21 protein-coding genes are annotated in these 23,516 nt (G+C 30.5%); 11 read left to right on the top strand and 10 right to left on the bottom strand.

Annotation, left to right across the window (positions count from 1 at the left end; all coding sequences use genetic code 11):
- Positions 1-272: 272 nt before the first annotated feature.
- Positions 273-1,910, bottom strand: coding sequence for a peptide ABC transporter substrate-binding protein (locus CF386_RS11920; RefSeq protein WP_089074650.1), 1,638 nt, complete (start codon positions 1,908-1,910; stop codon positions 273-275).
- A 303-nt stretch (positions 1,911-2,213) separates the two neighbouring features.
- Between CF386_RS11920 and CF386_RS11915 the strand changes: the two genes are divergently transcribed.
- Positions 2,214-3,194: a hypothetical protein gene (locus tag CF386_RS11915; RefSeq protein ID WP_225971770.1), complete on the top strand. Its 981-nt coding sequence runs from the start codon at positions 2,214-2,216 to the stop codon at positions 3,192-3,194.
- A gap of 285 nt (positions 3,195-3,479) precedes the next feature.
- Here CF386_RS11915 and CF386_RS11910 read toward each other — a convergent pair whose 3' ends face one another.
- On the bottom strand, positions 3,480-4,889 hold the full coding sequence (locus CF386_RS11910; RefSeq protein WP_158522411.1) for an SEL1-like repeat protein: 1,410 nt from the start codon (positions 4,887-4,889) through the stop codon (positions 3,480-3,482).
- A 184-nt stretch (positions 4,890-5,073) separates the two neighbouring features.
- On the opposite strand from CF386_RS11910, the gene CF386_RS11905 reads away from it, so the two are divergent.
- Positions 5,074-5,403: a YnfA family protein gene (locus CF386_RS11905; protein ID WP_089074648.1), complete on the top strand. Its 330-nt coding sequence runs from the start codon at positions 5,074-5,076 to the stop codon at positions 5,401-5,403.
- Between the two features lie 53 nt (positions 5,404-5,456).
- Here the strand turns inward: CF386_RS11905 and CF386_RS11900 are convergent, their stop codons facing one another.
- Positions 5,457-6,938, bottom strand: coding sequence for an oligopeptide:H+ symporter (locus tag CF386_RS11900; RefSeq protein ID WP_089074647.1), 1,482 nt, complete (start codon positions 6,936-6,938; stop codon positions 5,457-5,459).
- Positions 6,939-7,385: 447 nt separating this feature from the next.
- Entirely contained in the window at positions 7,386-8,501 is a 1,116-nt protein-coding gene (ald, locus tag CF386_RS11895; RefSeq protein WP_089074646.1) for an alanine dehydrogenase, read from the bottom strand.
- Between the two features lie 268 nt (positions 8,502-8,769).
- Here ald and CF386_RS11890 point away from each other — a divergent pair, with 268 nt between their 5' ends.
- Complete coding sequence (locus CF386_RS11890) at positions 8,770-9,198, top strand: META domain-containing protein (protein ID WP_089074645.1); 429 nt, start codon at positions 8,770-8,772, stop codon at positions 9,196-9,198.
- A gap of 4 nt (positions 9,199-9,202) precedes the next feature.
- Here CF386_RS11890 and CF386_RS11885 read toward each other — a convergent pair whose 3' ends face one another.
- Positions 9,203-10,993 (bottom strand): lysophospholipid acyltransferase family protein, encoded by a 1,791-nt coding sequence (locus CF386_RS11885; RefSeq protein WP_089074644.1) that lies wholly within the window; start codon positions 10,991-10,993, stop codon positions 9,203-9,205.
- A 131-nt stretch (positions 10,994-11,124) separates the two neighbouring features.
- Positions 11,125-11,940 carry an alpha/beta fold hydrolase gene (locus CF386_RS11880; protein ID WP_089074643.1) on the bottom strand — a complete coding sequence of 272 codons (816 nt, stop codon included), beginning with the start codon at positions 11,938-11,940 and terminating at the stop codon, positions 11,125-11,127.
- A 185-nt stretch (positions 11,941-12,125) separates the two neighbouring features.
- Between CF386_RS11880 and yciA the strand changes: the two genes are divergently transcribed.
- Genes yciA through CF386_RS11860 form a run of 4 tightly spaced genes read left to right on the top strand, consistent with a single transcriptional unit; the run spans position 12,126 to position 15,947 of the window.
- Positions 12,126-12,530: an acyl-CoA thioester hydrolase YciA gene (gene yciA, locus CF386_RS11875; RefSeq protein WP_089074642.1), complete on the top strand. Its 405-nt coding sequence runs from the start codon at positions 12,126-12,128 to the stop codon at positions 12,528-12,530.
- Positions 12,531-12,548: 18 nt separating this feature from the next.
- Positions 12,549-13,418 (top strand): MaoC/PaaZ C-terminal domain-containing protein, encoded by an 870-nt coding sequence (locus CF386_RS11870; RefSeq protein ID WP_089074641.1) that lies wholly within the window; start codon positions 12,549-12,551, stop codon positions 13,416-13,418.
- Between the two features lie 15 nt (positions 13,419-13,433).
- Positions 13,434-14,084, top strand: a complete 651-nt coding sequence (locus tag CF386_RS11865) for an HAD family hydrolase (protein ID WP_089074640.1) — start codon at positions 13,434-13,436, stop codon at positions 14,082-14,084.
- Positions 14,085-14,111: 27 nt separating this feature from the next.
- A complete protein-coding gene (locus CF386_RS11860; RefSeq protein ID WP_404825010.1) occupies positions 14,112-15,947 on the top strand; it encodes an ABC transporter ATP-binding protein in 1,836 nt (611 codons plus the stop codon).
- Here the strand turns inward: CF386_RS11860 and CF386_RS11855 are convergent, their stop codons facing one another.
- The gene (locus tag CF386_RS11855; RefSeq protein WP_089074638.1) at positions 15,948-16,457 is read right to left on the bottom strand and encodes a C40 family peptidase; all 510 of its coding nucleotides are present in this window, start codon (positions 16,455-16,457) and stop codon (positions 15,948-15,950) included. It lies immediately after the preceding gene.
- A 225-nt stretch (positions 16,458-16,682) separates the two neighbouring features.
- Between CF386_RS11855 and CF386_RS11850 the strand changes: the two genes are divergently transcribed.
- The gene (locus tag CF386_RS11850; protein WP_089074791.1) at positions 16,683-16,943 is read left to right on the top strand and encodes a DUF5062 family protein; all 261 of its coding nucleotides are present in this window, start codon (positions 16,683-16,685) and stop codon (positions 16,941-16,943) included.
- Between the two features lie 62 nt (positions 16,944-17,005).
- Complete coding sequence (locus CF386_RS11845) at positions 17,006-17,719, top strand: 1-acylglycerol-3-phosphate O-acyltransferase (RefSeq protein ID WP_089074637.1); 714 nt, start codon at positions 17,006-17,008, stop codon at positions 17,717-17,719.
- Positions 17,720-17,850: 131 nt separating this feature from the next.
- Here CF386_RS11845 and CF386_RS11840 read toward each other — a convergent pair whose 3' ends face one another.
- A complete protein-coding gene (locus tag CF386_RS11840) occupies positions 17,851-19,062 on the bottom strand; it encodes an MFS transporter (RefSeq protein WP_158522410.1) in 1,212 nt (403 codons plus the stop codon).
- Positions 19,063-19,186: 124 nt separating this feature from the next.
- Here CF386_RS11840 and CF386_RS11835 point away from each other — a divergent pair, with 124 nt between their 5' ends.
- Positions 19,187-20,971: a cation:proton antiporter gene (locus CF386_RS11835; RefSeq protein WP_089074635.1), complete on the top strand. Its 1,785-nt coding sequence runs from the start codon at positions 19,187-19,189 to the stop codon at positions 20,969-20,971.
- A gap of 9 nt (positions 20,972-20,980) precedes the next feature.
- The gene (gene rmuC / locus CF386_RS11830) at positions 20,981-22,384 is read left to right on the top strand and encodes a DNA recombination protein RmuC (protein ID WP_089074634.1); all 1,404 of its coding nucleotides are present in this window, start codon (positions 20,981-20,983) and stop codon (positions 22,382-22,384) included.
- A gap of 14 nt (positions 22,385-22,398) precedes the next feature.
- Here rmuC and CF386_RS11825 read toward each other — a convergent pair whose 3' ends face one another.
- Together CF386_RS11825 and CF386_RS11820 are read right to left on the bottom strand one after the other, a co-directional pair.
- Positions 22,399-22,584, bottom strand: coding sequence for a hypothetical protein (locus CF386_RS11825; protein WP_158522409.1), 186 nt, complete (start codon positions 22,582-22,584; stop codon positions 22,399-22,401).
- Between the two features lie 170 nt (positions 22,585-22,754).
- Positions 22,755-23,444, bottom strand: a complete 690-nt coding sequence (locus tag CF386_RS11820) for a DUF899 family protein (RefSeq protein WP_089074632.1) — start codon at positions 23,442-23,444, stop codon at positions 22,755-22,757.
- Positions 23,445-23,516 lie beyond the last annotated feature (72 nt).

Genomic DNA, 23,516 nt, shown 5'->3' with positions numbered 1-23,516 from the left:
TTGTCCAATATGGGCAATCTGTAATGTATTTGTATAAATTTTATGCACATAAATTGCTTGGACGAAAACACATGTTTAATACACAAATAAGTGTTTTCGTCAGAAAATCCAAGTTAAGTTATATAAATACATTAATCTAATAATGTTCCATAAACCTATATGGAATGAAGTTGATTTTTTGAGCTTTAATAATTAAAGTTATATATCCGTTTCAAAAAAATATTCATTCTCACTAGTTTATAATACTATTAAACATAAAGTTGAATTTGAGCTTATGAATGTTCTGTTATGTAAACATTTTTAGCGTAAAAGTATTCTAAAGGATTTTGATTGACCCAACCTTTCACATAAGGCTTAACCAAATATGGTAAGCTTGATGAAAATAATGGTGCAATATTCATGTTTTTATTAATCAAATGTGCTAATTTAATAAAATAAAAACCTCGCTCCTTTTTACTTTTTGCATCAAATGTTTTTGATACCAAAGTATCATATTCATGATTTGAAAAATGAGAGGAATCAAGGCTTGAGGATGCGAAAATACCATAAAATGTTAAAGGATCATTAAAATCAGCCGTCCAGTCATCAAAAACTATGTCATTCGACTTATTCATTTCTTCTGATAACCATGTTTTATATTCAACTACATTTAAATTAACTTTTACAGGTAATTGGGATTCCCACATTGCCTGTATTGCTTGTGCACTTTTTTTAAAAATATTTACATTAGGTAATAATATCGATACCACAAGTGGATTGTTTTTACTATATCCCTTATCATTTAATAACTTAATTGATAATTGTTCTAATTCATTTTGCTTTTCATTAGACCATCCAGGAACATAATTTATACTTCCCGATGTTAACTTAGGGACAACTGTGAATAATGGTTTTGTTCCCATACCAATGACGTATTTAGTCAGAGCTTGTCTATTAATTCCATAACTGAGCGCTTTTCGAATATCTAAATCATTCAATGGTTTTTTTTTTGTATTAAAGCTTAGATAAAAAGTTTTCAAACCATCTATATCATGCAGTTCCCTAGAATAGTTTTTTTGAATAGTTTGGTATTGCTCCATTGGTACTGTCCATGTAGTGTCCAGATCATTAGCTTTATAATAATTTACTTGTGTTGCATAATTATTGACTGTTCGATATTCTACTTTATTTAAAATTGTATCATGGTTATCCCAATAAAATGGATTTCTTTCCGAAACAGCTTTCTCGTTCACAATCCACTGCTTTAACTTAAAAGCTCCATTTGAAAGTAGGTGTTCTGGCTTAAAAGCTTTGTTGCCCCACTGTTCACAGTTTTTTTCTGAAACAGGAGAAGCATAACCTATTCCAAGCATCTTTATAAAATATGGTGTAGGTTTTTCTAACTTTATCTGTAAAGTATTATTATCAAGTGCTTTAACTCCCAATTTATCAACATCTTCATCTCCGTCAATAATTTTTTGAGCATTGGTTACATTCCCCAAAGCCAAATAATATGCATAATTGGAACCAATATTAGGATTAACCCATCTCTTAAATGCATATTCATAGTCATGTGCAGTAAGTTTTGAGCCATCGGACCATTTCAAATTAGTTCGCAAATGAAAAGTAACGATTTTACCATCAAGGCTTACATCCCATGTTTTGGCATCCCCAGGAATAACATTTCCTTTTTGATCATAGTTTATTAATTGATTGTAAATATCTAACATTATTGAATTTGATGCAGCATCGTCAGCTTGCTGTGGATCAAATGTTACTGGGTTATCAATGAGTCCTTCACGTAAAACTTGTTCTTTGGCTAGCTTAACATTTTTAGGTAAATTGATAGATTGCGTATTTGAAGCCATTATAAGTGTCACCATTAAAATTGTTTGTTTTAGAAACAATCTTATAGAGAAAGTATTATTCATTTTTTTCCTCGAGATTATTATTCATTAGTTTTTTTAATTTTGTACGGAGAAAAATACTAACATAAAAATGAATAATAATTCATTTTTATTGCATGAAAAATCGTTATCATTTTAAGTTAGTAAAAGTAATCAATTTATAAAGGGTACGAAAAATAGAAGATTTCAAAACAAGAAATATAAAACATCTGACCCTGCTTTGAGGTATATGTTCTAATCACCACTTTATATATTTAATAAAAAAAAATATTGGATTGAGATTTTTATTAGACTTACTATGTTGTTTTTTGTCTGGACTTAATTAATATGAAATTTATTAAAAACATATTCTTTTTAATGGTATTTTTTGGTTTTCCTATTGCAGCAAAGAATATTCCTGAAATATATATTTTTAATGGTGGGGATAGTATTTGCCAAAATCTAAAAAAAATTAACTATAAGTTTATATCTGGTGTTCAAGTTATTTATAAATGGAGAGATTTGGAACCTAGAAAAGGACACTATAATTTCAAATCTATTAATAAAGATATTACTTGTTTAAAGAAAATACATAAAAAATTGTTTATTCAATTACAAGATAGAACTTTTAATATAAATAATATACCCGCACCTGACTACATATTAGAAAAAAAATATGATTATGGAATTCAAAAACAAACTGATAATGCTGGGAAAAACTTAAAAGGCGTTGGTTGGGTAACTAAACAATGGAACCCAAATGTAAATAAAAGATATAGCTTATTAGTTGAGAAATTAGGTTCTACTTTTAACAATAATTTTTATGTTGCAGGAATAAACTTACCTGAAACTGCAATAGATGTTGAAATTACACACCCCAATTTTTGTAAGCAATATTTTGAAACAACACTTAAAAATTTATCTTTAATTAAAAAATCATTTCCTTCTAAACAAATAATACAATATGTTAACTTTTTTCCATGTGAGTGGGATAATGATCATAATTACATGAATAGATTATTTAAATACGCGATTGCAAATAAAATAGGTTTGGGAAACCCTGATACGGCTCCTTTTAAAAATTCGCAAATGAAAAATAGTTATCCTTTTTTCCATAAAAACAAAAATCTAGTTTTTCCGATTGGCGTTGCCGTCCAATCTCCTGATTATACATATATCAATCCTAAAACCCATAGAAAGTATACTATAAAAGAGCTATATAATTATTCAAAAAATTATTTAGGATCTGACATAATTTTTTGGGATGCGCAAGAACCTCAATATACAAAAAAAGTTGTCCCTTTTTTAAAGTCATTATCGCAACATTAAATAATGTATGGCTAATATAAACTTTAGTCTAATTTTTATCAAGCTGATGGGTTTATTAAGAAACAATATCCCCATCATTTATAAGGTTTTTTATTTATCACTTCTATGATGGAAATAAAAAAGTGCAATAGAGCTGTTCTGTTAACCCAAAAAATGAATCATTAAGGGATAATGACAAGAAGAAGTTATGGTAGATTTGATCCATAAAGCATTCAAGTAAACTGACTTTTAAAAAAGTATTAATAATATTTTTGCTGCAAAATGAATATTATTAAAAATAACTTATCATTTATTTGGAAATGTCTCAAGTTTTTCTTTAGCTTCAAGATTCCCCTGATTAGATGCTTTAATATACCATTCTTTAGCCAACTTTTTATTTTCCATTACACCTAAGCCATGATAATAAAGATCCCCTACCCTAAGTTGTGCAAAGGCATTTCCTGAAACAGCTGATCTTAAGTACCAGAACATAGACATTTCATAGTTTTTAGCTAAACCTAGTCCCTTCAAATAAATCCATCCCAAACTACTTTGTGCTATTGGGTTTCCATTATATGCACTCTTCTGATACCAATATTTAGCTTTCTCATAATTTTTTTTAACTCCTAGCCCATGACTATACAACCAGCCCAAGTTATTCTGTGCTGAACTATTGCCTTGTTTAGCAGATTTGGTATACCATGATACTGCTAACTGATAATCCTGAGGCACTCCTAAACCTTCATCATAAATTAATCCTAAGTAATATTGTGCTTCATCATATCCTTGTTCAGCGGATTTTAATAACCAAAACCTAGCATCATTATAGTTTTTTGGTTCCTCATTCAAATAAACCCATCCTATATTAAATTGAGCAAGATTATTGTTTTTTTTTGCTGATTTTAAAAACCATGACTTAGCCTTTTCTAAATCTTTTTCTACACCTAGTCCTTTCAAATACATCCAACCAAGGTTATTCTCAGCCTCTTCATTACTTTTATCTGCTGCTTTATCAAACCAAATTTTAGCTTTTTTATAATCTTTAACTACTCCCCACCCATTCAAATATAAATAACCAATATTATTTTCTGCAACAGGATATCCAAGATAAGCAGCTCTTTTGAACCACTCAAGCGAAACTAAATAATTTGTACTCACACCTGTCCCAGTCATATACATCCAGCCAATATTATTCATTGCTTGAACGTTTCCTAATTCGGATGATTTCAAAAACCAATAAATAGCCTGATCGTACTTCGCTTTTCCATCCTCTAAACCCTTCAAATAAATCCAACCCAAGTTGTTCATGGCCATACTATTGTCGTAAAAGGATGCTATTTTAAACCAGGCTTTGGCAAAATCTATGTTACGAGGAAAACCATAACCATTAAGATGCATCCATCCTAAATTGTTGAGAGCATTAATATTACCTTCATTACCAGCTATTAAAAATTTTCTAATCGCTCCCCAATAGTCACTATTAGTTTTTGCAGAGCTCAGTAAATCCATTCCTTCTAAATTTGCCTTCAATCCCAAATTATCATTAACCTTAGGAACATATTTTTGTTTGATCGAACATTTCATGTAACTTAGTTGCAACTCAAATAAGTTTTCATCGTCTAAAGCGTTAAGCTCATAACTTTTCAAATGATGTTTACGTTGCTCATCGGACATAATATCCTTATAAGTGCAATCACAAACAAGTTTATTTTCCATTTGATTCGTGCATTTTTTATAAAAATTTTCTTTTTCATCAGCTAATACTGACTGGGATAAGAGTGTACTGAACAAAAAAATCACGAATAATTTTGATTTAGAAAGATGCATATGTTTGATATTCACCGCTATTTTGTTATATTTGTCACATAATTATAATCAAAATAAATGAAAATTTAGACAAATGTTCACTTTTAAAACTTTTATTCTCTTTTTTGCTACAGCGATAGCAGAAATTATTGGTTGTTATTTGCCCTATTTATGGTTAAACGAAAACAAATCTATTTACCTATTGATCCCAGCCGCTTTATCATTAATTTTATTTTCATGGTTATTGACTTTACACCCTACTGATGCAGGTCGAATTTATGCTGCTTATGGTGGAGTTTATGTATGTACAGCTATTTTATGGATGTGGTTAATTGAAAATATCAAACCAACTTCATGGGATATTGCTGGTGGATTTATCGTATTAATTGGTGTATCTGTTATTTTATATGGTTCTCAACACTAAAAAATCAGCTGCTATCATCAGCTGATCTCTTAGTTATATTAAATATTTATTTTTTAGGCATTCACAGTTTCAGCTTGTATCTTCATTTCTTCATCTGAGTTATTTTGATTAATTACCTTTATTAACCAAGGTCTAGATAACCACATTAAAAATGCAATGAATAAAGTTGCTAACCCAATTTCAGCAAAAACACTCGTATAAACATGTAAGCTTTCCACGCTTGTTAAATGTGTACCTTGTTCAGGTGATGTCATATTACCAACATATGCGGCTAAAGGTCCGGCTAACATACTTGTTAAAAACCAAATCCCCATAACAAAGCCACTCATTGCAGCAGGACAAAGCTCAGCAACCATAGCTAACCCTAATCCTGATACCAACAATTCACCCACAGATTGTAATGTATAGGTTAAAAGCATCCATAGAGGTGAGGCAACGCCATTCTCAGCCGTAAAACGAGGAAAATAAAGCACTAAAAAAGCTAACCCGCACAAAGTCATACCAAAACAAAACTTTGTAATATGTGTCCCTGGCATCTTTTTATATAAAATGGCTAATAAAGGAGAAGCAATAATAATAACTAATGGGTTTAGCATTTGATATGAAGCTGCCGGAATAGTATACCCCATGAAGTTATTATCAATGTTATGAAGTGCAAAGAACGTTAAAGATGTAGGCATTTGAAAGTAAAGAACGAAAAAAATTATACCTTCTAAAATCAATAGAAAGGCTATCAGCATTCTCACCCTTTCTGTACCTTTTAAACTTAGTGCTGTTTTCAAGAAATATAAAAAACCGCCCGTAACGACCACATAAACAATCGTGTAACAAATTGTTGTGTGAGGTAACAGTTTTCCAAAGACAATAATAGCAATCAGTGAACCAATAAGGACCTGTAAAACACGTCCCATATAAAGTGGTTGTTTACCAGCTTCAGTTCCAATGTTTGATAAAACCTTATAAAAAAACAGATAGTTACAAAGACCCAAAAAAAGACCTACTGCACTGATCCAAAAAGCAGCAGACCATCCATACACTTGGGCAGCTATTGGAGCGATGAGCATAGAAACAAATGAACCAACATTAATTGCCATATAATAGAGTGTCATTGCACCATCGAGTGCAGGATCTCCTTTTTTATAAAGCTTTGATATTAAGGAAGATGGGTTGGCTTTAAATAAAGCATTACCAACAATAATACCCCCCAAGGCGAAAAAAATAGTTCCTTGTGTAGAAAGTGCTAATGCAATATATGAAGCAAACAATATGATTGCTCCAATCGTAATTGTTCTTTTGGCACCAAGATACTTATCGCCTATAAAGCCCCCAACCCAAATAAAACCAAAAACAAATGCAGCAAACGATCCAAAAGTAAATATACTCTCTTCTTGCGAAAACCCTAATTGTTTCACGAAATACAAAGCAAGAACTGCTTGCGTTGCATAATATCCAAAACGCTCCCATAACTCTATTCCCCAAATAACCCAGAATTGCTTTGGGAGAAGTTGTTGTTTATTTGATATATTTACTTCCATAATTTTCCTTTATGTGTGTTTTATATTATTAACCTAACTTAAAATTTTGAGTCCAAATTATATGTTTTATTTAGCTTTATAAAGTAATATTTAAATACCCAAAACTTTTTATTATAGCAATTATAAAAAATAAAATGTCAGAATTAACTTTTTTTTATTTTTACAACCACAAATGATGTTTTACATAAAATTAACAGAAATGAATATTAAAAAAAACAGAAATAAAATGTAAGCGTTAATACTTAATTATTTAAACTACTTCAAAATATTTTTTAAAAGCAAACTAAATAATGAAGTTTTATTCTTATATTTGAAAATTTATATTTATTTGGAAGTAAGTGATAGAAATGATAAAAGCAAACTTAATGAACTTTTGAAATTACATAAGTTTGCTTCTTTAATTGATAAAACTTTAATAATCTTTTGTTAGATAATTTTTTGATCTATTTAATTTAATAAATCTTCAGCTTTTACATATTCTAAACCTAAAGAATCAGAAACTGACTTGTAAGTTACTTTTCCTTTAAATACATTCAATCCATTCATTAAATGTTGATCTTCTAATAAAGCTTTTTTATAGCCTTTATTTGCAATCTTCAAAATATAAGGCAAAGTTGCATTATTAAGGGCAAACGTTGAGGTTCTTGCAACAGCTCCAGGCATATTAGCCACACAATAATGAACAACACCATCAACCAGATAAGTTGGCTCACTATGAGTTGTTGCAACACTTGTTTCTACACATCCACCTTGGTCAATGGCAACATCAACAATAGCTGCACCAGTTTTCATTTTCTTAATCATTTCTTTAGTGACTAGCTTAGGTGCAGATGCGCCAGCAACTAAAACTCCACCGATCACCAAATCCGCATCAATTACATGCTTTTCAATAGCATCTTTAGTTGAGAATACCGTTTTGATAGAACCACCAAACTGACGATCTAAAGATCTCAAAACTTCAATATTATTATCTAATATAACAACATTGGCTCTTTGACCTAGAGCCATTTGAGCAGCATTAGCACCAACAACGCCTCCACCAATTATAACTATCTTGGCTGGTTCAACACCAGGAACACCACCTAACAACAAACCTCTACCACCACATGATTTTTCTAATGCTTGAGCACCTGCTTGGATAGACATTCTTCCAGCAACCTCAGACATTGGCGCTAACAATGGTAAATGACCTTTATTATCAGTTACCGTTTCATAGGCAATACAAATAGCCTTGCTCTTTATTAAATCTTGAGTTTGCTCTAAATCAGGCGCTAGGTGAAGATATGTAAATAAAATTTGATCTTCTCTCAACATAGCACGTTCTGATGGTTGTGGCTCTTTAACCTTTACAATCATTTCACTGGTATCAAAAATTTCTTGTGCAGTATCTAAAATTTTAGCGCCTGCATTTACGTAATCTTCATCAGAAAACCCAATCCCTAAACCTGCTGATTTTTCAACATTAACAGAGTGTCCATTTGCAACTAATTCTTTGACAAGTGCAGGGACCATTCCCACACGATATTCATGAGTTTTTATTTCTTTTGGAACGCCAAGTATCATTATTTTATCCTATATAATTTATAACCAAAAAGCATGAAATAAGATAATTGAATTTGAGAAAAATGTGTAACTTTTTTTCAAAAAAAAACAGGATAATATCCTGATTTAACCACAATAAAAAGTTTTAAAAATCATGCCTGGCAAAAATTGTGCGACCAACGTCTAATTATTTAAGTTTTATCAGATTTTTAAACTTAAAATTAAAAAATAAAAATAACTCTATGAATGATCTATAATATATTCAGTTTCTTGTGTTTAGAAGTTCTTTATGATGAATCTTTTTTTGAAATTATTAATGATATTATTATTTTTAGTCAGTTGCTCTAATCAAAAAGAGCTCACTCCGCAAAATATTTCCGGTCGTTGGATATTAGAAAAAATTAATGAAAAGAAAGTTTCAATAGACGAAGTAAAAATACCACCATTTATCACTATTACTGAAGACTTCAAATTATCAGGTTACAACGGTTGTAATAATTTTTTTGGATTATATACAATATCAAGTGATCCTGCTTCCCTAGAGATTAAGAACTTAAATAGTACCAGGAAACTATGTACCAATAATCAAAGTATTGATAATCTTGAAAGATCCTTTATGTCTACTTTAATACAAAGCCCTCAAGTAGAAGTTTATGAGAACAAACTTATCATTGAAGGCTTACCAAACCATCTTACATTCATAAAAGCTGTTAACTGACGTTTTATCTTTGGATACTTTTATGTTGATCTAAATACAATGCTGCTTCTTCTTTTCCCATCCATTTAATCAGATTTTTCTCTGGGACATTCAACATATTTACCACTATCAAACCATCAAGACAATCATTAAAGGCAGGGTCAACATTAAAGCAAATTAACTTCCCAGTGATCCCTATATACTTCTTGAGCAATACAGGAACTGTTTTACCAGGATCAATTCTACTTATGACTTTTGATAAAAGTTGAATATCCCCCAGAGCAGTAAGCATATCAACATGCCAAAATCTCTCGCCTTTTTTATTCTTTAATGGATTAGTTGGTTCAACAAGGCTCGCCTTATTCGTATCATAATGATGAATTGATAAGCTTTCAGCTAGAAGTTGCTTCGACCATAAACTATAATCATCACTGATACTGACAGGTCCCCAAAAAGTAGTATATTTAGGGTGTCTAAATAGAAACTTATTTAATCCTTGCCATAACAATAACAAGGTCGTTACGTTTTTTTGATACTCTTGATCTATTACAGAACGCCCCAACTCTATCGAATTACCCAACTGTTTAATTAGATCGTTCTCATAATTAAATAATGTTCTAGAATATAACCCTTGTATTCCTTTTTTAGATACGATTTCATCCACTAAACCCAGTCTATAAGCACCCGCGATATTTAATTTAGTTTTATCCCATATGAATAAATGTAAATAATAATCATCAAATTCATCAATATCCAATGATTTCCCAGTGCCTTCGCCTACAGCTCTAAAGCTTGTTTCACGAACCCTACCTAATTCTCTTAAAACATTAGGAATATCTTTTGATTGAGAGCAATAGACCTCAAAATCTCCTTGTTCAAATAATTTATCATTTTCTAAATTTGATATATCTAAAATTAATTTATCTTTGGGTACTTCAGGTATAATATCTTCAAAGCCACTATTTGTGTCTTGCTTTACACCAACAATTTTGTTGTCTGAATGTTGTGCAGACAATAAGTAAGTATTTAATCTGTAATAATTAGTCAAAGCAACATCATTAGATAATGCCTTAACTTCATTAAATTTAATTGGCTCTCCAATCGCAATATTAATAATTTTATTACCTTTATTAATAAGCTCTCTAGGTAACATAGCTGTTCCTAAAATAGGATTTAACTTTTTAAGAAAGTAAAATAATTTACTATTTCTTCCATCTATATAAATTGGCACGGTAGTTGCCTGAGTTTTTCTAGCTATTCTAGAAACGCTCCTATTCCATTCTTGATCAGATAAAAGACCTGTTTCTTTGTCATAAAGCGAAACAGCCCCTGACGGAAAGACTAATAATACGCCACCATTTTCAACATGTGATTGAGCCGTTCTTAAAGCTTTTAAGTTGGCTTTTACAACACTATCCCCTGCAAAAACATCTACGTCAATAAATAATTCCGAAAGTTCAGTAATTCTTTTAAGAATATCGTTTGCTAAAATTCTAACATCTTTTCTTTTTTTACGAATGATCTCAGATAAAATTACACCCTCTGCACCACCTAACGGATGGTTTGCAACAATAACACATGGTCCAGACTCAGGAATTGAATCAATGGTTCCTTTCTTAATCTTATAATTGATTTTTAAAACATCTAAAGTAAAGCGTAAAAATTCATCGCAACTAGAAATATTTGGTCTTGTTTCATAAAGTCTTTGAAGTTTTTTTAATCCAAAAATTCTTTCAATAATCGAAGAAATAAAGCCTAAGTAGGGTTTTCTAGGTAAATAAAAAGGGTTGTTTTTCTCTTTAAAGTTATTTTCCATTTTAAAAAAAAACTCCGGATATAATAGGGTTATTAATACTTAAATAGGTATTGTTTTAAAAGCGTAACAAATTATACCATTAAAATCTTTGATTATGAAATCTCAGAAAATTATTCTCAAAGTTAAATTGTTTAGTTTATATTCATCCACAATGAAATATATTCTGCAACATCCTTCCATAGATTTGAAAAAGGAACAGCATGACCAATATTATCAAAGCTTTGAATATCTGCTCCTAAAAGGTTAGCTCCCATTTGGGTCAATGAACAATCAATCATCATGTCATCATTTAAACTTATAACTAATTTTTTTATCTTCTTGAGAGATTCTAAATTTATTATGTGGTCTATATTATTATAATAATATTGCAAATTTAATGAAAAACCATTATGCAAAAAGTTAAAGTATTCATCTTCATGTCTGTCATTTAAAAACATTGCTTTTCTGATAGGTTCAATGATCCATGGAAGTACTTCATAGCTTTTATGAGCTAAAAGACAATGATTAAATGCAAAAGCAAGACGAGGATATTTCAACATTAAATTTAACTGAACAACCGACAGTGTTACAGGAGGTGGAGAAGATACTAAGACTAATTTTTTAATCAATTCATTGTGAGTTTCTGCAGATTTCTGAGCAATAACACCCCCAAAAGAAAAACTAACGATATTACAGGGCCGACCAATATGTTCTAATAAAAAATTTAATTGCCTAACATGAGTGTTTAACAAAGATGTATTAGCATCTTCAACAAAATCAAGTGCAAAAACGAGATTATCGTCTGCAAAGTATTCAAAAAAGTTATTTTTAAAAATTTCGCTATTACCATATATCCCATGTATAAGTATTACAGGCGTTTTTTTTAGATAATCATTTAAGTGCTTCGTATGACTTTGATAATAATTTACTGATAAATTATTATTTATCTTCAATTTTCTCTTAAACATATCTATTAAAACCACCTCAGGATTATTTGTGATAAGTTGTAATTTATTTTAATTAATAGTTATCGTTGATTTTGACACATTCTCACTTTAATGGACAATACAATTTACAAAAAGGATGAAAAAAAATAATATAGTATATATAATTTTTTTATATCACTTTAAAATTCAGATAAATAGGTCATTTTATGAATGAAATTGAAAATCCAAAAGGACATCTTTTGTTAAGGACTTTAGCAATGCCTGCTGATAGTAACGCCAATGGGGATATTTTTGGTGGATGGATCATGTCACAAATAGATTTAGCTGGAGGCATGTTAGCAAAAGAAATTTCACAAGGTAGAGTAGTAACAATACATGTAAGTGATATTCTCTTCAAAAAACCAGTTGAAATTGGCGACGTCGTCTGCTGTTATGGTGAGTGTACTAAAATTGGCACATCATCTATGACTATTGATTTAGAGGTTTGGGTAAAACCTGTAACTACAGAAGGTGTTGGTAAAAGGTATAAAGTTTGTGAGGCAACATTCAAATATGTCGCTGTAAATAATTTAGGCCGTCCAAGAGAAATAAATAAAGATAAAAAACATTAATAACACTTGAGAGTTAAAATGCGAGTTCCGAAACTACTAATTTTTAATCATATTGAAGCAGCAAAAACAATTGCAAGTATTACTACAAAAAAAATGCTAAAAACTTCATATAGTCGAGCTCCATTCATAACTCACCTAAAAAAAGAGGTCAGAACTCCCAGTAAAAGTTTAATTTTTCATTACAGTAATTGGGTATCTGCATCTCAAAATAAATATAAAGATCGCATACCTCCTCACCTTTTTTGTCAATACGCCCTCCCAATTTGCATAAGACAAATTGCACAAACATCTTACAACTTAAAAACAATTATAAACCAAGGTTGTAAACTTACTGTTTATCAAGATATTCCGTGCCAAACTAAATTACTATTGAAAGTTAAAATAGTTGAAATTGAACAAACGTCTAAACATGCTTTAATTCATCAAGTCATATATGTGCATACCAAATCAAGAAAATTAGCTCTTAAAGTAGACATTTATTCAAAATTTCTTTTAAGCAGATCAAGAAGCATAACTAGAAATCCAACAAAGCTAGATGATTTTGATACTATTTGCCAATGGGATATTTCTGAACAGGATGGTTTAAACTTTGCTTTCTTAACTGGTGATTTCAATCCACTACATTGGTTAGATCCCGTTGCAAAAAAAAGTATCTTTAAAGGTAAAGTCTTACATGGATTTGGCGTTTTTGCAAAAATTTATGAGCAAATTGAATTATTTAACAAAACACAAATTAAAAGTGTAGATGTTAAATTTGTTCGTCCAGCGAAAATACCAAGTCAAGATTTACAGCTGTTACAGGAAAAAACAGACTCAAAAGTTAAATCTATTTGCCTTAAAGATAAAAACAACAAAGTTTTATTAATAGGAAATGTAAATTTACAATAAATAACAGGAAAATATATGATTCGCGCTATATGCTTTGACTTTGATGGAACACTTGTTGACTCTGAGGTTATTCACACCAACATTTGGTTAGAGTTTTTAAAACATTTTAATATCAAATACACTGAAGAAGAGTTCACAGATTTATATACAGGACTTCCGACACCATTTGTATCGGAAAAACTCGTTGACCAATACAAACTTCCAATGTCTCCCCAAGAATTTACCCATGAAAAAGTATCATTTGCAAGAAAGAAATTGAACCAAAGAGCATTTCCACTTCAACCTCATGCAAATGAACTTCTCCAGTTTGCAAAACAACATTATCAAATTTCTCTTGTTACAGGCTCTGGCCTCAATGTAATAAGTCCAACACTTAAACAGAATAATTGGTTTGAATTATTTGAATACATTATTACCGCTGATGATGTAACAAACAACAAACCATATCCTGATAGTTACATGCTTGCCTGTAAAAAAATGAATGTATTACCAAATGAAAGCTTGGCCATTGAAGATAGCTTTACAGGATATACGGCAGCCAAAAATGCTGGTTTAAAGACTATTCTGCTCCCTAACACCCCAAGTGTTACTCAAAAAAAAATAACGCCATTAAAAATGTTTAATAACTTAAAAGAGTTAGAGGAATGGTTAAAGAACAACCTATAATCTTGTGCAAAAGAGAATTAAATGAAAATTTATAATTTGTTTGAAAAGTTAACCCCATCTTTGTCGAATAAAGATCTTGGGCCTCCTCCAAACAAGCTATTTTCTTTTATTTTACATTATTTAGATGGTTACAAGTGGCAGTTATTTTTTTTAATGCTTATATCTGCTGCTATTGCTATTTTAGAAGTATCTCTTTTTGGCTTTATGGGAGACATCGTCAACTGGTTGTCGCATAAAAACACTAATGACTTTTTTAACACAGAACTTCAAACGTTGTTAATTATTTCGGTTATCATTTTGATCGTTATCCCTATACTATCTCTCATTCACAGTTTAATTTCTTATCAAGCTTTACAAACCAATTTATGGATGAATATATGTTGGCAAACACATAGATTTTTATTACAACAACGGTTAAGTTTTTATCACAATGAATTTGCAGGACGTATTGCAACCAAAGTTATTCAAACTTCACAGGCCTTGAGAGACAGTGTTTTAAAAATTGTGGACGTTTTTGTTTATGTATCTATTTATTTCGGTAGCGTAGTTTTTTTAATGGGAACTGCTGACAAAAGGCTTATTTTTCCAATCTTAACTTGGTTAATATTATATATCGGCTTACAAATTTATTTTATTCCAAAGTTAAAGAAAGTATCTTCAACAGTCGCTCATCATCGTTCTTCCATTACAGGGAAAATTGTAGATAGTTATACAAATATTACAACAGTTAAGGCCTTTTCTTCTTCAAAAGATGAACTGTATTATTCAAAGCCCTCTTTCCAAAAGTTTTTAAACTCGTCATACGATCAAAACAGGTTACTTACAAAATTAGGAGTTTGTATCCAGCTACTAAACTACCTTCTTGTTTTTTCTGTCTCTTTGATATGTATTTATTTGTGGTCTAAGAACTCAATCTCTCTCGGTGCAATTGCAATTGTTATCTCTCTTTCTTTAAGATTAAATGGAATGTCACAATGGATAATGTATGAAGTGTCTGCTCTTTTCCAAAACATAGGTACAGTTCTTGATGGTATAGAGTTACTAAATAAAGCCAATAAAAAAGAACAAAAAACAACAAAATCTGATAGGCAATTATTTAATGGAGAAATTGAGTTTAAAAATATTGATTTTCAATATGAAAAACATAGTGACATTAAAATCATTAATAATTTATCTCTAAAAATTTCTGCTGGAGAGAAAGTTGGTATTGTGGGTCGCTCTGGAGCAGGAAAATCAACACTTATAAATTTACTTCTTAAATTTTACGATCCCAATGCAGGAGATATTTTCTTGGATAAAAATAACATAGATACTTTAGATATTAATTCATTAAGAAAAAATATTGCATTAGTCACTCAAGACACATCCTTACTTCATAGAAGTATAAAAGATAATATCAGCTATGGAGAAAAAGAGGTTTCTCTAGAACAAATTATTAATGCCGCAAAAAAAGCTCATGCACATAACTTTATTACCGAGTTGAAAGATTCATACAATAATACTGGTTATGATGTAGAAGTCGGAGATCGTGGTGTAAAGTTGTCTGGTGGGCAGAGACAACGAATTGCTATTGCGCGAGTTATACTCAAAAATGCCCCAATATTGATACTCGATGAAGCCACTTCAGCATTAGATTCAGAGACTGAACATGCAATTCAAAGTAGTTTGGAGTTTCTGATGAAAAATAAAACAGTCATTGCAATTGCTCATAGGCTATCAACCATCGCAGCAATGGATAAGTTGATTGTTATGGAAAATGGTAAAATTATTGAAATTGGAAGCCATTCTGAGTTATTGAGAAAGAATGGCATTTATTCTAGTTTATGGCAACATCAATCTGGTGGTTTTATTGGTTTGAATTAATTAAATTGGAGCAACCCGTCTAAATTGCCAAAAATGAGATCTCCAGAAATAACTATCCAAGCTTGATTCAGTGACGCCTGTAGAAGATGCTGAATCAACAAATTTTCCGTTTCCAATATAAACACCTACATGGCGAGTATTTCTCCCTGTTTTGAAAAAAACAAGATCGCCCACCTTAGCTGTCTCTTCAGGAATCCAACGACCCAACTTAACTTGCTGTTTCGTAGTCCTTGGTAAATTAATATTAAATGCATTCTTATAAACTTTTTGAACAAATGAAGAACAATCTAAGCCTCGTCTTGAAGTCCCTCCATATTTATATGGTACACCATGCCAACTTGAATAGACCGAATGAATTTTTCTTAAATTAGTTTTTTCATCTTTACTAAATTTATGTGTTGTATTTTTTTCACTATCGAGTAAGTTTTTATTATTTTGTGTTCCTGCACATCCAGCAAGTATAGATAGACAAAAAAATAGTGTCCATCGACTGAAAAGCCTTTTTGTCATTTTTGTATCCCAATATTTATTATTATATCCAAAATGATGTTTTCATTTTTGTAGTGTTAATATTACATTTTTAAGACAATTACTCCAGCATAAAGTTCCAAATATATATAATTTTTTTTATTGATTATAAGGAGTCTATTGTTTCTGAAATTTTTTATGTATTTTTCAAAAATAACATGGTACTTTAAAAAAAAATCCTATAATTGTCATAAGGATAAAAATCACATGAAAAAAATTAAGAATGAGGCTCAACTGTTAAAGAAAGCATTGGAAATAGGCATGGCTTACGCTAACAAGAGAGGTTTTGAATCACTTGGTAGTGAAATTTCCACGAAGTATAAAATTGAATGTATTTATAGATTGTTAGTAACAGATCAACAAATAACGCCATTAGCAAAAGATCAAGAAGATGGGCCTCACATGAAAAATAAGCTGATTTTGTGGATTAAACGCCTTTTACCTTCAGATCATGAATTATTAAAATAATATATCTTAATGACTCTGAATAAAATTATATGTTAATATTATAATTTTTGCCGGAGATTATTTTGATTGCTCTCATACGTATAATTGCAGTAGGTATATTTATTGTAATTCTATCATTATTAAGTTTTTTATGTTTATTAAGTCCTGGGAACCCTCTTAATACTTATCGATTTTCACGCGGATTTAAAGTATTAAGATACGTTTTTAATGTTAAAATTATTGAAAGATTACCTAAAAAAAAATTACCAAAACAGTATATATATATATCTAATCACCAAAATCTTTATGACTTTGTTACCTCCCCAGAAATGCTAAGGCCTAATACTGTAACCATAGGAAAAAAAAGTATTTTATGGATACCTTTTTTTGGTTTTTTATACTGGGTAACGGGGAATATACTTATAGATCGTGAAAATAAACAGAAAGCTCGTGAGTCATTAAAAAAAATAGAAGATCTGATGCAAAAGAAAAATCTTTCTTTTTGGTTTTTCCCTGAAGGTACAAGAAGCTACGGAAAAGGGTTATTACCTTTTAAAACTGGAGCTTTTAGAATGGCAATTGCTACAGGTGTGCCCATTGTACCCGTGTGCGTAAGCGATTCTAATCATATTAGAAAAAATAAGTGGAATAATGGCACAGTCATTGCTGAAATGTTAGAGCCAATAGAAACTTCAGAATATAAAATAACTGACGCTAAAAAACTAGCTAATCATTGCCATGACATTATGGAAAAAAATATTGAAAGACTAAATAATGAAGTTGCTAAAAAATCATAAATATTAAGTATTAAAAATACTCTGCTATTGGATGCCTCCAAAAGTTAAATCAATTTCAAAATTAGTGTATTAGACTAATCTCAGTAAACTGGGAAAAGTCTTCACTAATTGGATATTTTATTACAAGACATTTAAGCTTTTATACGATCTTTTAAATTGACACAAAGGTATGCTATGAAAGTAAATGTACATATATAATAAGCAGGACCTAGTAGAGAGTGTTTTTGAATCATTAACTCTCCCAATAAAGGAGCTGTACTTCCTAAAAAAGCCACAGCCAGACTATATGTAAAACTGCATCCAGTGCATCGTACTTCAGTAGGTAAATTTTCAGCTAAATAACGAAAAATGGTAGCAGAAATCGATGCATTTCCTAAAATATACAATATCAAACCTATCACAACAATGTTTGAATTTCCTAATAGTGCCCCATAAAATAAACACAAGCTCATAAGTCCTATTAATGGAATTGTCGATTTGAGGATAACTCTATAATTTCTTTTTTCAGCATACAATGCAATAATTGGAATTAAAAGAGTCACGCACAATTGTGTGAATGCCATAATCAATTTTGAATTATTCGCTGAATAATTGAGTGTTGGAGCTATGTAGCTCATAAATAACCCATTATATATATATATAAAAATACTCAAAAAAGAACCAAGAAATATTAATTGAAATAACTCTTTCTTGTATTGGAGCAGTGTTCTCCAAATACTTTTTGTTGAAGTAGAGCTAAAGCTTTTTAAATATTCTGGAGACTCTGACAAATTTTTTCGTAGGAAAAAAATAATAATAGACATTAACCCAAGAATAAAATAAACATATTTCCATAGATATATGTTTGTGCTATTACCTATTAAATAGGATAAAGCAAGAGCTACCAACATACCTGCAGATGCTGCTGTAGCTGGTAAACAACTTGCAAATGTTTTTTTGTCCTGTGAATGCTCCAATAAATAAATGGAAGCATTATTGAACTCTCCTGATACTGCAATACTCTGAATAAACCTAGCTAACAATAGAAATATAGGTGCATACCATGAGATATTCTCAAAACTTGGTATTAAAGAAATAGATAATGTCGATACACCAACAAGTAGTGAGCTCATTAATAAAGGACCTTTTCTTCCATATTTATCAGAAAAGTAACCGAAAACTAATCCACCAATAGGTCTACCTAAATAAGAAATTGCAAATATAGCATAAATATATATAAGACTTTCAGCGTTATTACCGAGAAAATATTGGCTAAATATGGTTCCTAAATATAAATATAAAATTAACTCAATCCATTCAAATAAAATAATACTCGAGGTTAAAAAAGCTATCTTTTTAGACATGTGAGACTTATACTCCATAGATATAATAAAAATATCATATTTTATTTGGTCTAGATGTCAAACATTTATGTTAGTATACCTAATTATATCTATTAATTGTCTTTAGCTTGTAACCAGGAACTTTATGTCACTCGAAAACATCTCTTTAATTTTATCATCTTTAGCTTTAGTTGGTTTTCTTTGTCAATGGGTATCGTGGAAATTTCAAGTTCCTTCCATTTTATTATTATTATTATTGGGTTTATTCCTCGGTCCTTTCTCAAATATACTACAACCAGACTTATTATTTGGTGACTTGCTATTTCCTGTGGTATCACTGTCAGTTGCAATAATATTATTTGAAGGAAGTTTAACGCTGAACTTCAAAGAACTAAAAGGTGCCGGCCAAACAGTTCGTTCTATGGTAAGTTGGGGGGCAATAATTAGTTGGATCTTAACGAGCTGTGCAACGCACTATATCCTAAACTTTAGTTGGTCACTTGCTATTTTATTCGGTAGTTTAACCGTTGTTACTGGCCCAACAGTAATTGCTCCTTTATTGAGAACAGTGAAGCCTCAATCCAACCTAGCTAAAATTCTCAGATGGGAAGGTATATTAATTGACCCTATTGGTGCCCTATTTGTTGTTATTATTTACGAATTTATCATGTCAAGTAGTGAGCTTCACAGCCTAAAGGTATTTTCTATCATTATCATGATTGGTATATTCATGGGTATCATAAGCGGAATAATTCTAGCTCATATACTTAGAAAAAATTACCTACCTGAATACCTTCATTCTTTTGCTGTTTTAACGTTTGTCTTGATGGTCTTTAGCCTATCAAATATGATTGAAAATGAGGCCGGGTTATTGTCCGTTACAATTTTAGGAATGTGGCTAGCTAATACTAAAGAGGTGGATATCAAACATATTCTTCACTTTAAAGAGAACTTGACGATCTTGCTTATTAGTGGATTATTTTTAATTTTAGCTTCAAGAATTCAATTATCTGATTTTAGCACTCTTGGTTGGAACGCTTTATTCGTACTCATTTTTATACAGTTTATATCTCGTCCTCTATCAATATTTATTTCAACTATCAGAAGCACCCTTAATTTCAAAGAAAAGCTGTTTTTATCCTGGGTTGCTCCAAGAGGAATTGTCGCAGCTGCAATATCTGCCCTTTTTTCCATTAAACTAGTATCAATTCAAGTTGAAAATGCAGAATTAATTGTACCACTGACCTTCTTAGTCATTATTGGTACAGTTGTTCTGCAGAGTATTACAGCAAGACCGATAGCTAAATTATTAGGAGTTGCTGAACCTTCACCTCATGGGTTTTTAGTAATTGGTGCAAATGAATTTGCGCGTATGCTTGCTTTAGCTATAAAAAAATATGATTACAAGGTTATATTGACTGACTCTAACTGGGATTATATTAGGGATGCAAGAATGGCTGGCTTTGAAACTTACTATGGAAATCCAACCTCAAGCCATGCTGATGAGTATTTAAATTTGATTGGAATTGGCTCAGCAATATCAGTCACATCGGATGAGCATTTTAATTTAATTGCCAGTAACAAATTTATTGATAATTTTAGTAAAAATAATGTCTATGCACTCATTGAAAAAAAGGAATTGAGCGAATATAAAAATAAACATAAATCAGCTAGCCAGTATCGGGGTCAGTTTATGTTAAATAACCTAAGTTATCAAAAAATATTAACTGCAATCAAAAAAGGAGCTGCTATTAGACACACTAAAATAAGTGAAACATTTACAGTTGAAAATTACCTTGAAAATTATGTAAATAAAGTGATTCCACTTTTTATTGTAGACAAAGAAAACAATATTAAAATTTTAGGTCTAAATGATATCCTTACCACCGAACCAGGTTCTACTATAGTTGCCTTAATTAACGATAAATAAGAGAGTATTATGTTAAGTTACATCATTTTTTTTATAGTATTTATTACCACCTCTGTAATTTTTCTTTATCAAATTAAACACTATATCAATAAGTTTAATAATGCCATGTCCTTATTGAGTGAATTAAAAGAAAATAAAATGATTGAAGTTAATAGTCTTGAAGTGGATTTAGCAACTCTTAAACAACAAAATAATCAATCTCAAGAAATGATATTATTACTTCAAAAAGAAAAAAAAGATTTAGTTTTACAGTGTGAAGAAAATATCAACAAATACAACGCTCAAAAAGAGCAATATGATATTATAAAAACAACTTATACGAATGAAAAAAAACATTTTGAAGAACAATTACAGCAACTTAAAGATATTAAAACGCAAACTAAATTAGAGTTTCAAAATATTGCAAATAGCATTTTAGAACAAAATTCAAAATCATTTGAAAGCACGAGCTCACAATCACTTAAACACATAGTTAACCCTATACAAGAGGAACTAAGTAAGTTTAAAAATAGATTAGATGCAATTCACACCGAAGAATCAAAACAAAGAGTTGAATTAAAGACTCAACTGGAGCTCTTACAACAGTTAAATCAAAATATAACTCAACAGACTCATGATTTGACAGTCGCCTTAAAAGGAGAAAAAAAGACACAAGGTAATTGGGGCGAACTAGTTCTTGAAAATGTTCTGGAGAATGCAGGATTAACTCTTGGTACAGACTATGAGAGAGAAGTAAGTTTCAATACAGAGTCGGGGAAAAAAAGACCCGATGTGGTTGTTTTTTTACCTCAGAATAAACATATAATTATTGATGCTAAAACGTCTCTAAATGCATATACTGATTTCGTAAATCAGGACGACCAAATCTTGCGAGATCTAGCCATAAAAAAACATATTTTAGCTATTAAAGATCGCATAAAAGAACTATCTAATAAACAATATTGGGAGTTACCAAACATAAAAACACCCGAAGTTGTTATTATGTTTATTCCTGTTGAGTCTGCATATGTTGAGGCTATCAAACATGAACCTAATATTTTTCAAGAAGCTTTAAATAAAAATATTTTAGTGACTACACCAACTACACTTTTAACTAGTTTGAATATTGTAAAGCAACTATGGCAATTTGAACAACAATCCAAAAATTCAGCAGAGTTAGCTAAAAGAGCCCAATTGTTTCATAAAAAATTATCTAGTTTTTTGGGTAATATAGAATTAGTTGGTGCCTCTATCAATAAAACAAGAGAAACTTATGATAAAGTAATAAGTCAATTGTATACAGGTCAAGGTAATTTAATAAAACAGGCAAACGAATTCAAGGAATTAGGCGTAGCAGTGCAAACAGAACTTCCAAAATCATTGGTTGAAAAGTCTAAAATTGAAATAGAAAGACTTAAAGGAATTGATTCCTAAATAAGAAATTTATATTAAGGCAGCTTTGTCTTTGAGTTATCGGTAAACTCCCCTTCGATTACTCTACCGTCTGTACTTTTTCTTCTTTGGGGCGATGAAGTAAAACTATTCACTAGTTTGAACATCAACCCAAAAACCCCAGCGACGATGGCAAACATAAATGCAAAAAACAACACAAACAATGTGAATAGACTAGACATAAAAGCTATTATAAAATTTTTCATAATCATAATCTCATAAGATAATAATATTTAATTAATAACACAAATTGATATAAAATTAAAGTGTCTAAAAAAACAGCACTGAACCATTAAAGTTAAATTATAGTAAAATCATTATGTTAATAAAAATAATCTCTCCAATTGGAAAATTATTTTACATTTTTTTTACAAAAGGAATATAAATCTTTAAAATTTAGCCAAGCCAAAGGATATGCTAATTGTTCCTCATCTCTGCCTAATGGTGTTAAATCTAATAAATTATAGGTTGTATTAACAACCTCAACACCTCTAGCAAAAGTCGCATATGTGCAAAAAATATTACTTTTTTCATCCATAAAATAGATACTAATACCAAAAACCTCATCACCATAACACAAATTATTATCAAAATTATAGGAGATGGGGTCAAATCCCATTTTTTCAGATCGTGATAAATTTAAATCGTAATTAAAATCACTCCCTAACGAGGAAACCCACTTAAAGTTCCATGACATTCGTCGAGAAAAGGCTGTTATTTTGTTAATATCTACATTTGAGACAGCAACAAATGAAGTATCGCGAGATCTTAAATGATTGGATACTCCATTGAAATGCTCAGCAAAAAAAGCGCATTCTTTTGATGGGTACTTCCAACTAAAATGATATCTCAAATGATACATGATGAGTTGTCTACAATTATTAAATAAGTCCCTAAACTTAACTTTACCATGCTCGTCTTCAAACAAATAATCTTCTTTCATCTGATACCATGGTAAATTTTTTCTTTCTAAGGTTAATTCATCCTTTAATTTAGTTAATTGTTTTTCCTTACCTAACAACTCTTTCCTTTTTTTATCCACTCATCTTTTGTAACAATATTATGGGGCTTCATAAATATTTTAAATTAATTATCGTTAAAATAATTCTAGTTT

The organism is Paraphotobacterium marinum (genome assembly GCF_002216855.1).
GTDB classification, from domain to species: Bacteria; Pseudomonadota; Gammaproteobacteria; order Enterobacterales; family Vibrionaceae; genus Paraphotobacterium; species Paraphotobacterium marinum.
This window is presented reverse-complemented; position numbering and strand designations above follow the sequence as displayed.

Bases quoted from the DNA above. Each gene is read 5' to 3' on its own strand.
- CF386_RS11825 (WP_158522409.1), bottom strand. From the start codon at position 22,584: ATGTCTAGTCTATTCACATTGTTTGTGTTGTTTTTTGCATTTATGTTT.
- CF386_RS11850 (WP_089074791.1), top strand. From the start codon at position 16,683: ATGAAAAAAATTAAGAATGAGGCTCAACTGTTAAAGAAAGCATTGGAA.
- CF386_RS11865 (WP_089074640.1), top strand. From the start codon at position 13,434: ATGATTCGCGCTATATGCTTTGACTTTGATGGAACACTTGTTGACTCT.
- CF386_RS11920 (WP_089074650.1), bottom strand. From the start codon at position 1,910: ATGAATAATACTTTCTCTATAAGATTGTTTCTAAAACAAACAATTTTA.
- CF386_RS11855 (WP_089074638.1), bottom strand. From the start codon at position 16,457: ATGACAAAAAGGCTTTTCAGTCGATGGACACTATTTTTTTGTCTATCT.
- rmuC (WP_089074634.1), top strand. From the start codon at position 20,981: ATGTTAAGTTACATCATTTTTTTTATAGTATTTATTACCACCTCTGTA.
- CF386_RS11915 (WP_225971770.1), top strand. From the start codon at position 2,214: ATGAAATTTATTAAAAACATATTCTTTTTAATGGTATTTTTTGGTTTT.
- CF386_RS11880 (WP_089074643.1), bottom strand. From the start codon at position 11,940: ATGTTTAAGAGAAAATTGAAGATAAATAATAATTTATCAGTAAATTAT.
- ald (WP_089074646.1), bottom strand. From the start codon at position 8,501: ATGATACTTGGCGTTCCAAAAGAAATAAAAACTCATGAATATCGTGTG.
- CF386_RS11890 (WP_089074645.1), top strand. From the start codon at position 8,770: ATGATGAATCTTTTTTTGAAATTATTAATGATATTATTATTTTTAGTC.
- yciA (WP_089074642.1), top strand. From the start codon at position 12,126: ATGAATGAAATTGAAAATCCAAAAGGACATCTTTTGTTAAGGACTTTA.
- CF386_RS11910 (WP_158522411.1), bottom strand. From the start codon at position 4,889: ATGGAAAATAAACTTGTTTGTGATTGCACTTATAAGGATATTATGTCC.
- CF386_RS11885 (WP_089074644.1), bottom strand. From the start codon at position 10,993: ATGGAAAATAACTTTAAAGAGAAAAACAACCCTTTTTATTTACCTAGA.
- CF386_RS11905 (WP_089074648.1), top strand. From the start codon at position 5,074: ATGTTCACTTTTAAAACTTTTATTCTCTTTTTTGCTACAGCGATAGCA.
- CF386_RS11900 (WP_089074647.1), bottom strand. From the start codon at position 6,938: ATGGAAGTAAATATATCAAATAAACAACAACTTCTCCCAAAGCAATTC.
- CF386_RS11835 (WP_089074635.1), top strand. From the start codon at position 19,187: ATGTCACTCGAAAACATCTCTTTAATTTTATCATCTTTAGCTTTAGTT.
- CF386_RS11840 (WP_158522410.1), bottom strand. From the start codon at position 19,062: ATGTCTAAAAAGATAGCTTTTTTAACCTCGAGTATTATTTTATTTGAA.
- CF386_RS11870 (WP_089074641.1), top strand. From the start codon at position 12,549: ATGCGAGTTCCGAAACTACTAATTTTTAATCATATTGAAGCAGCAAAA.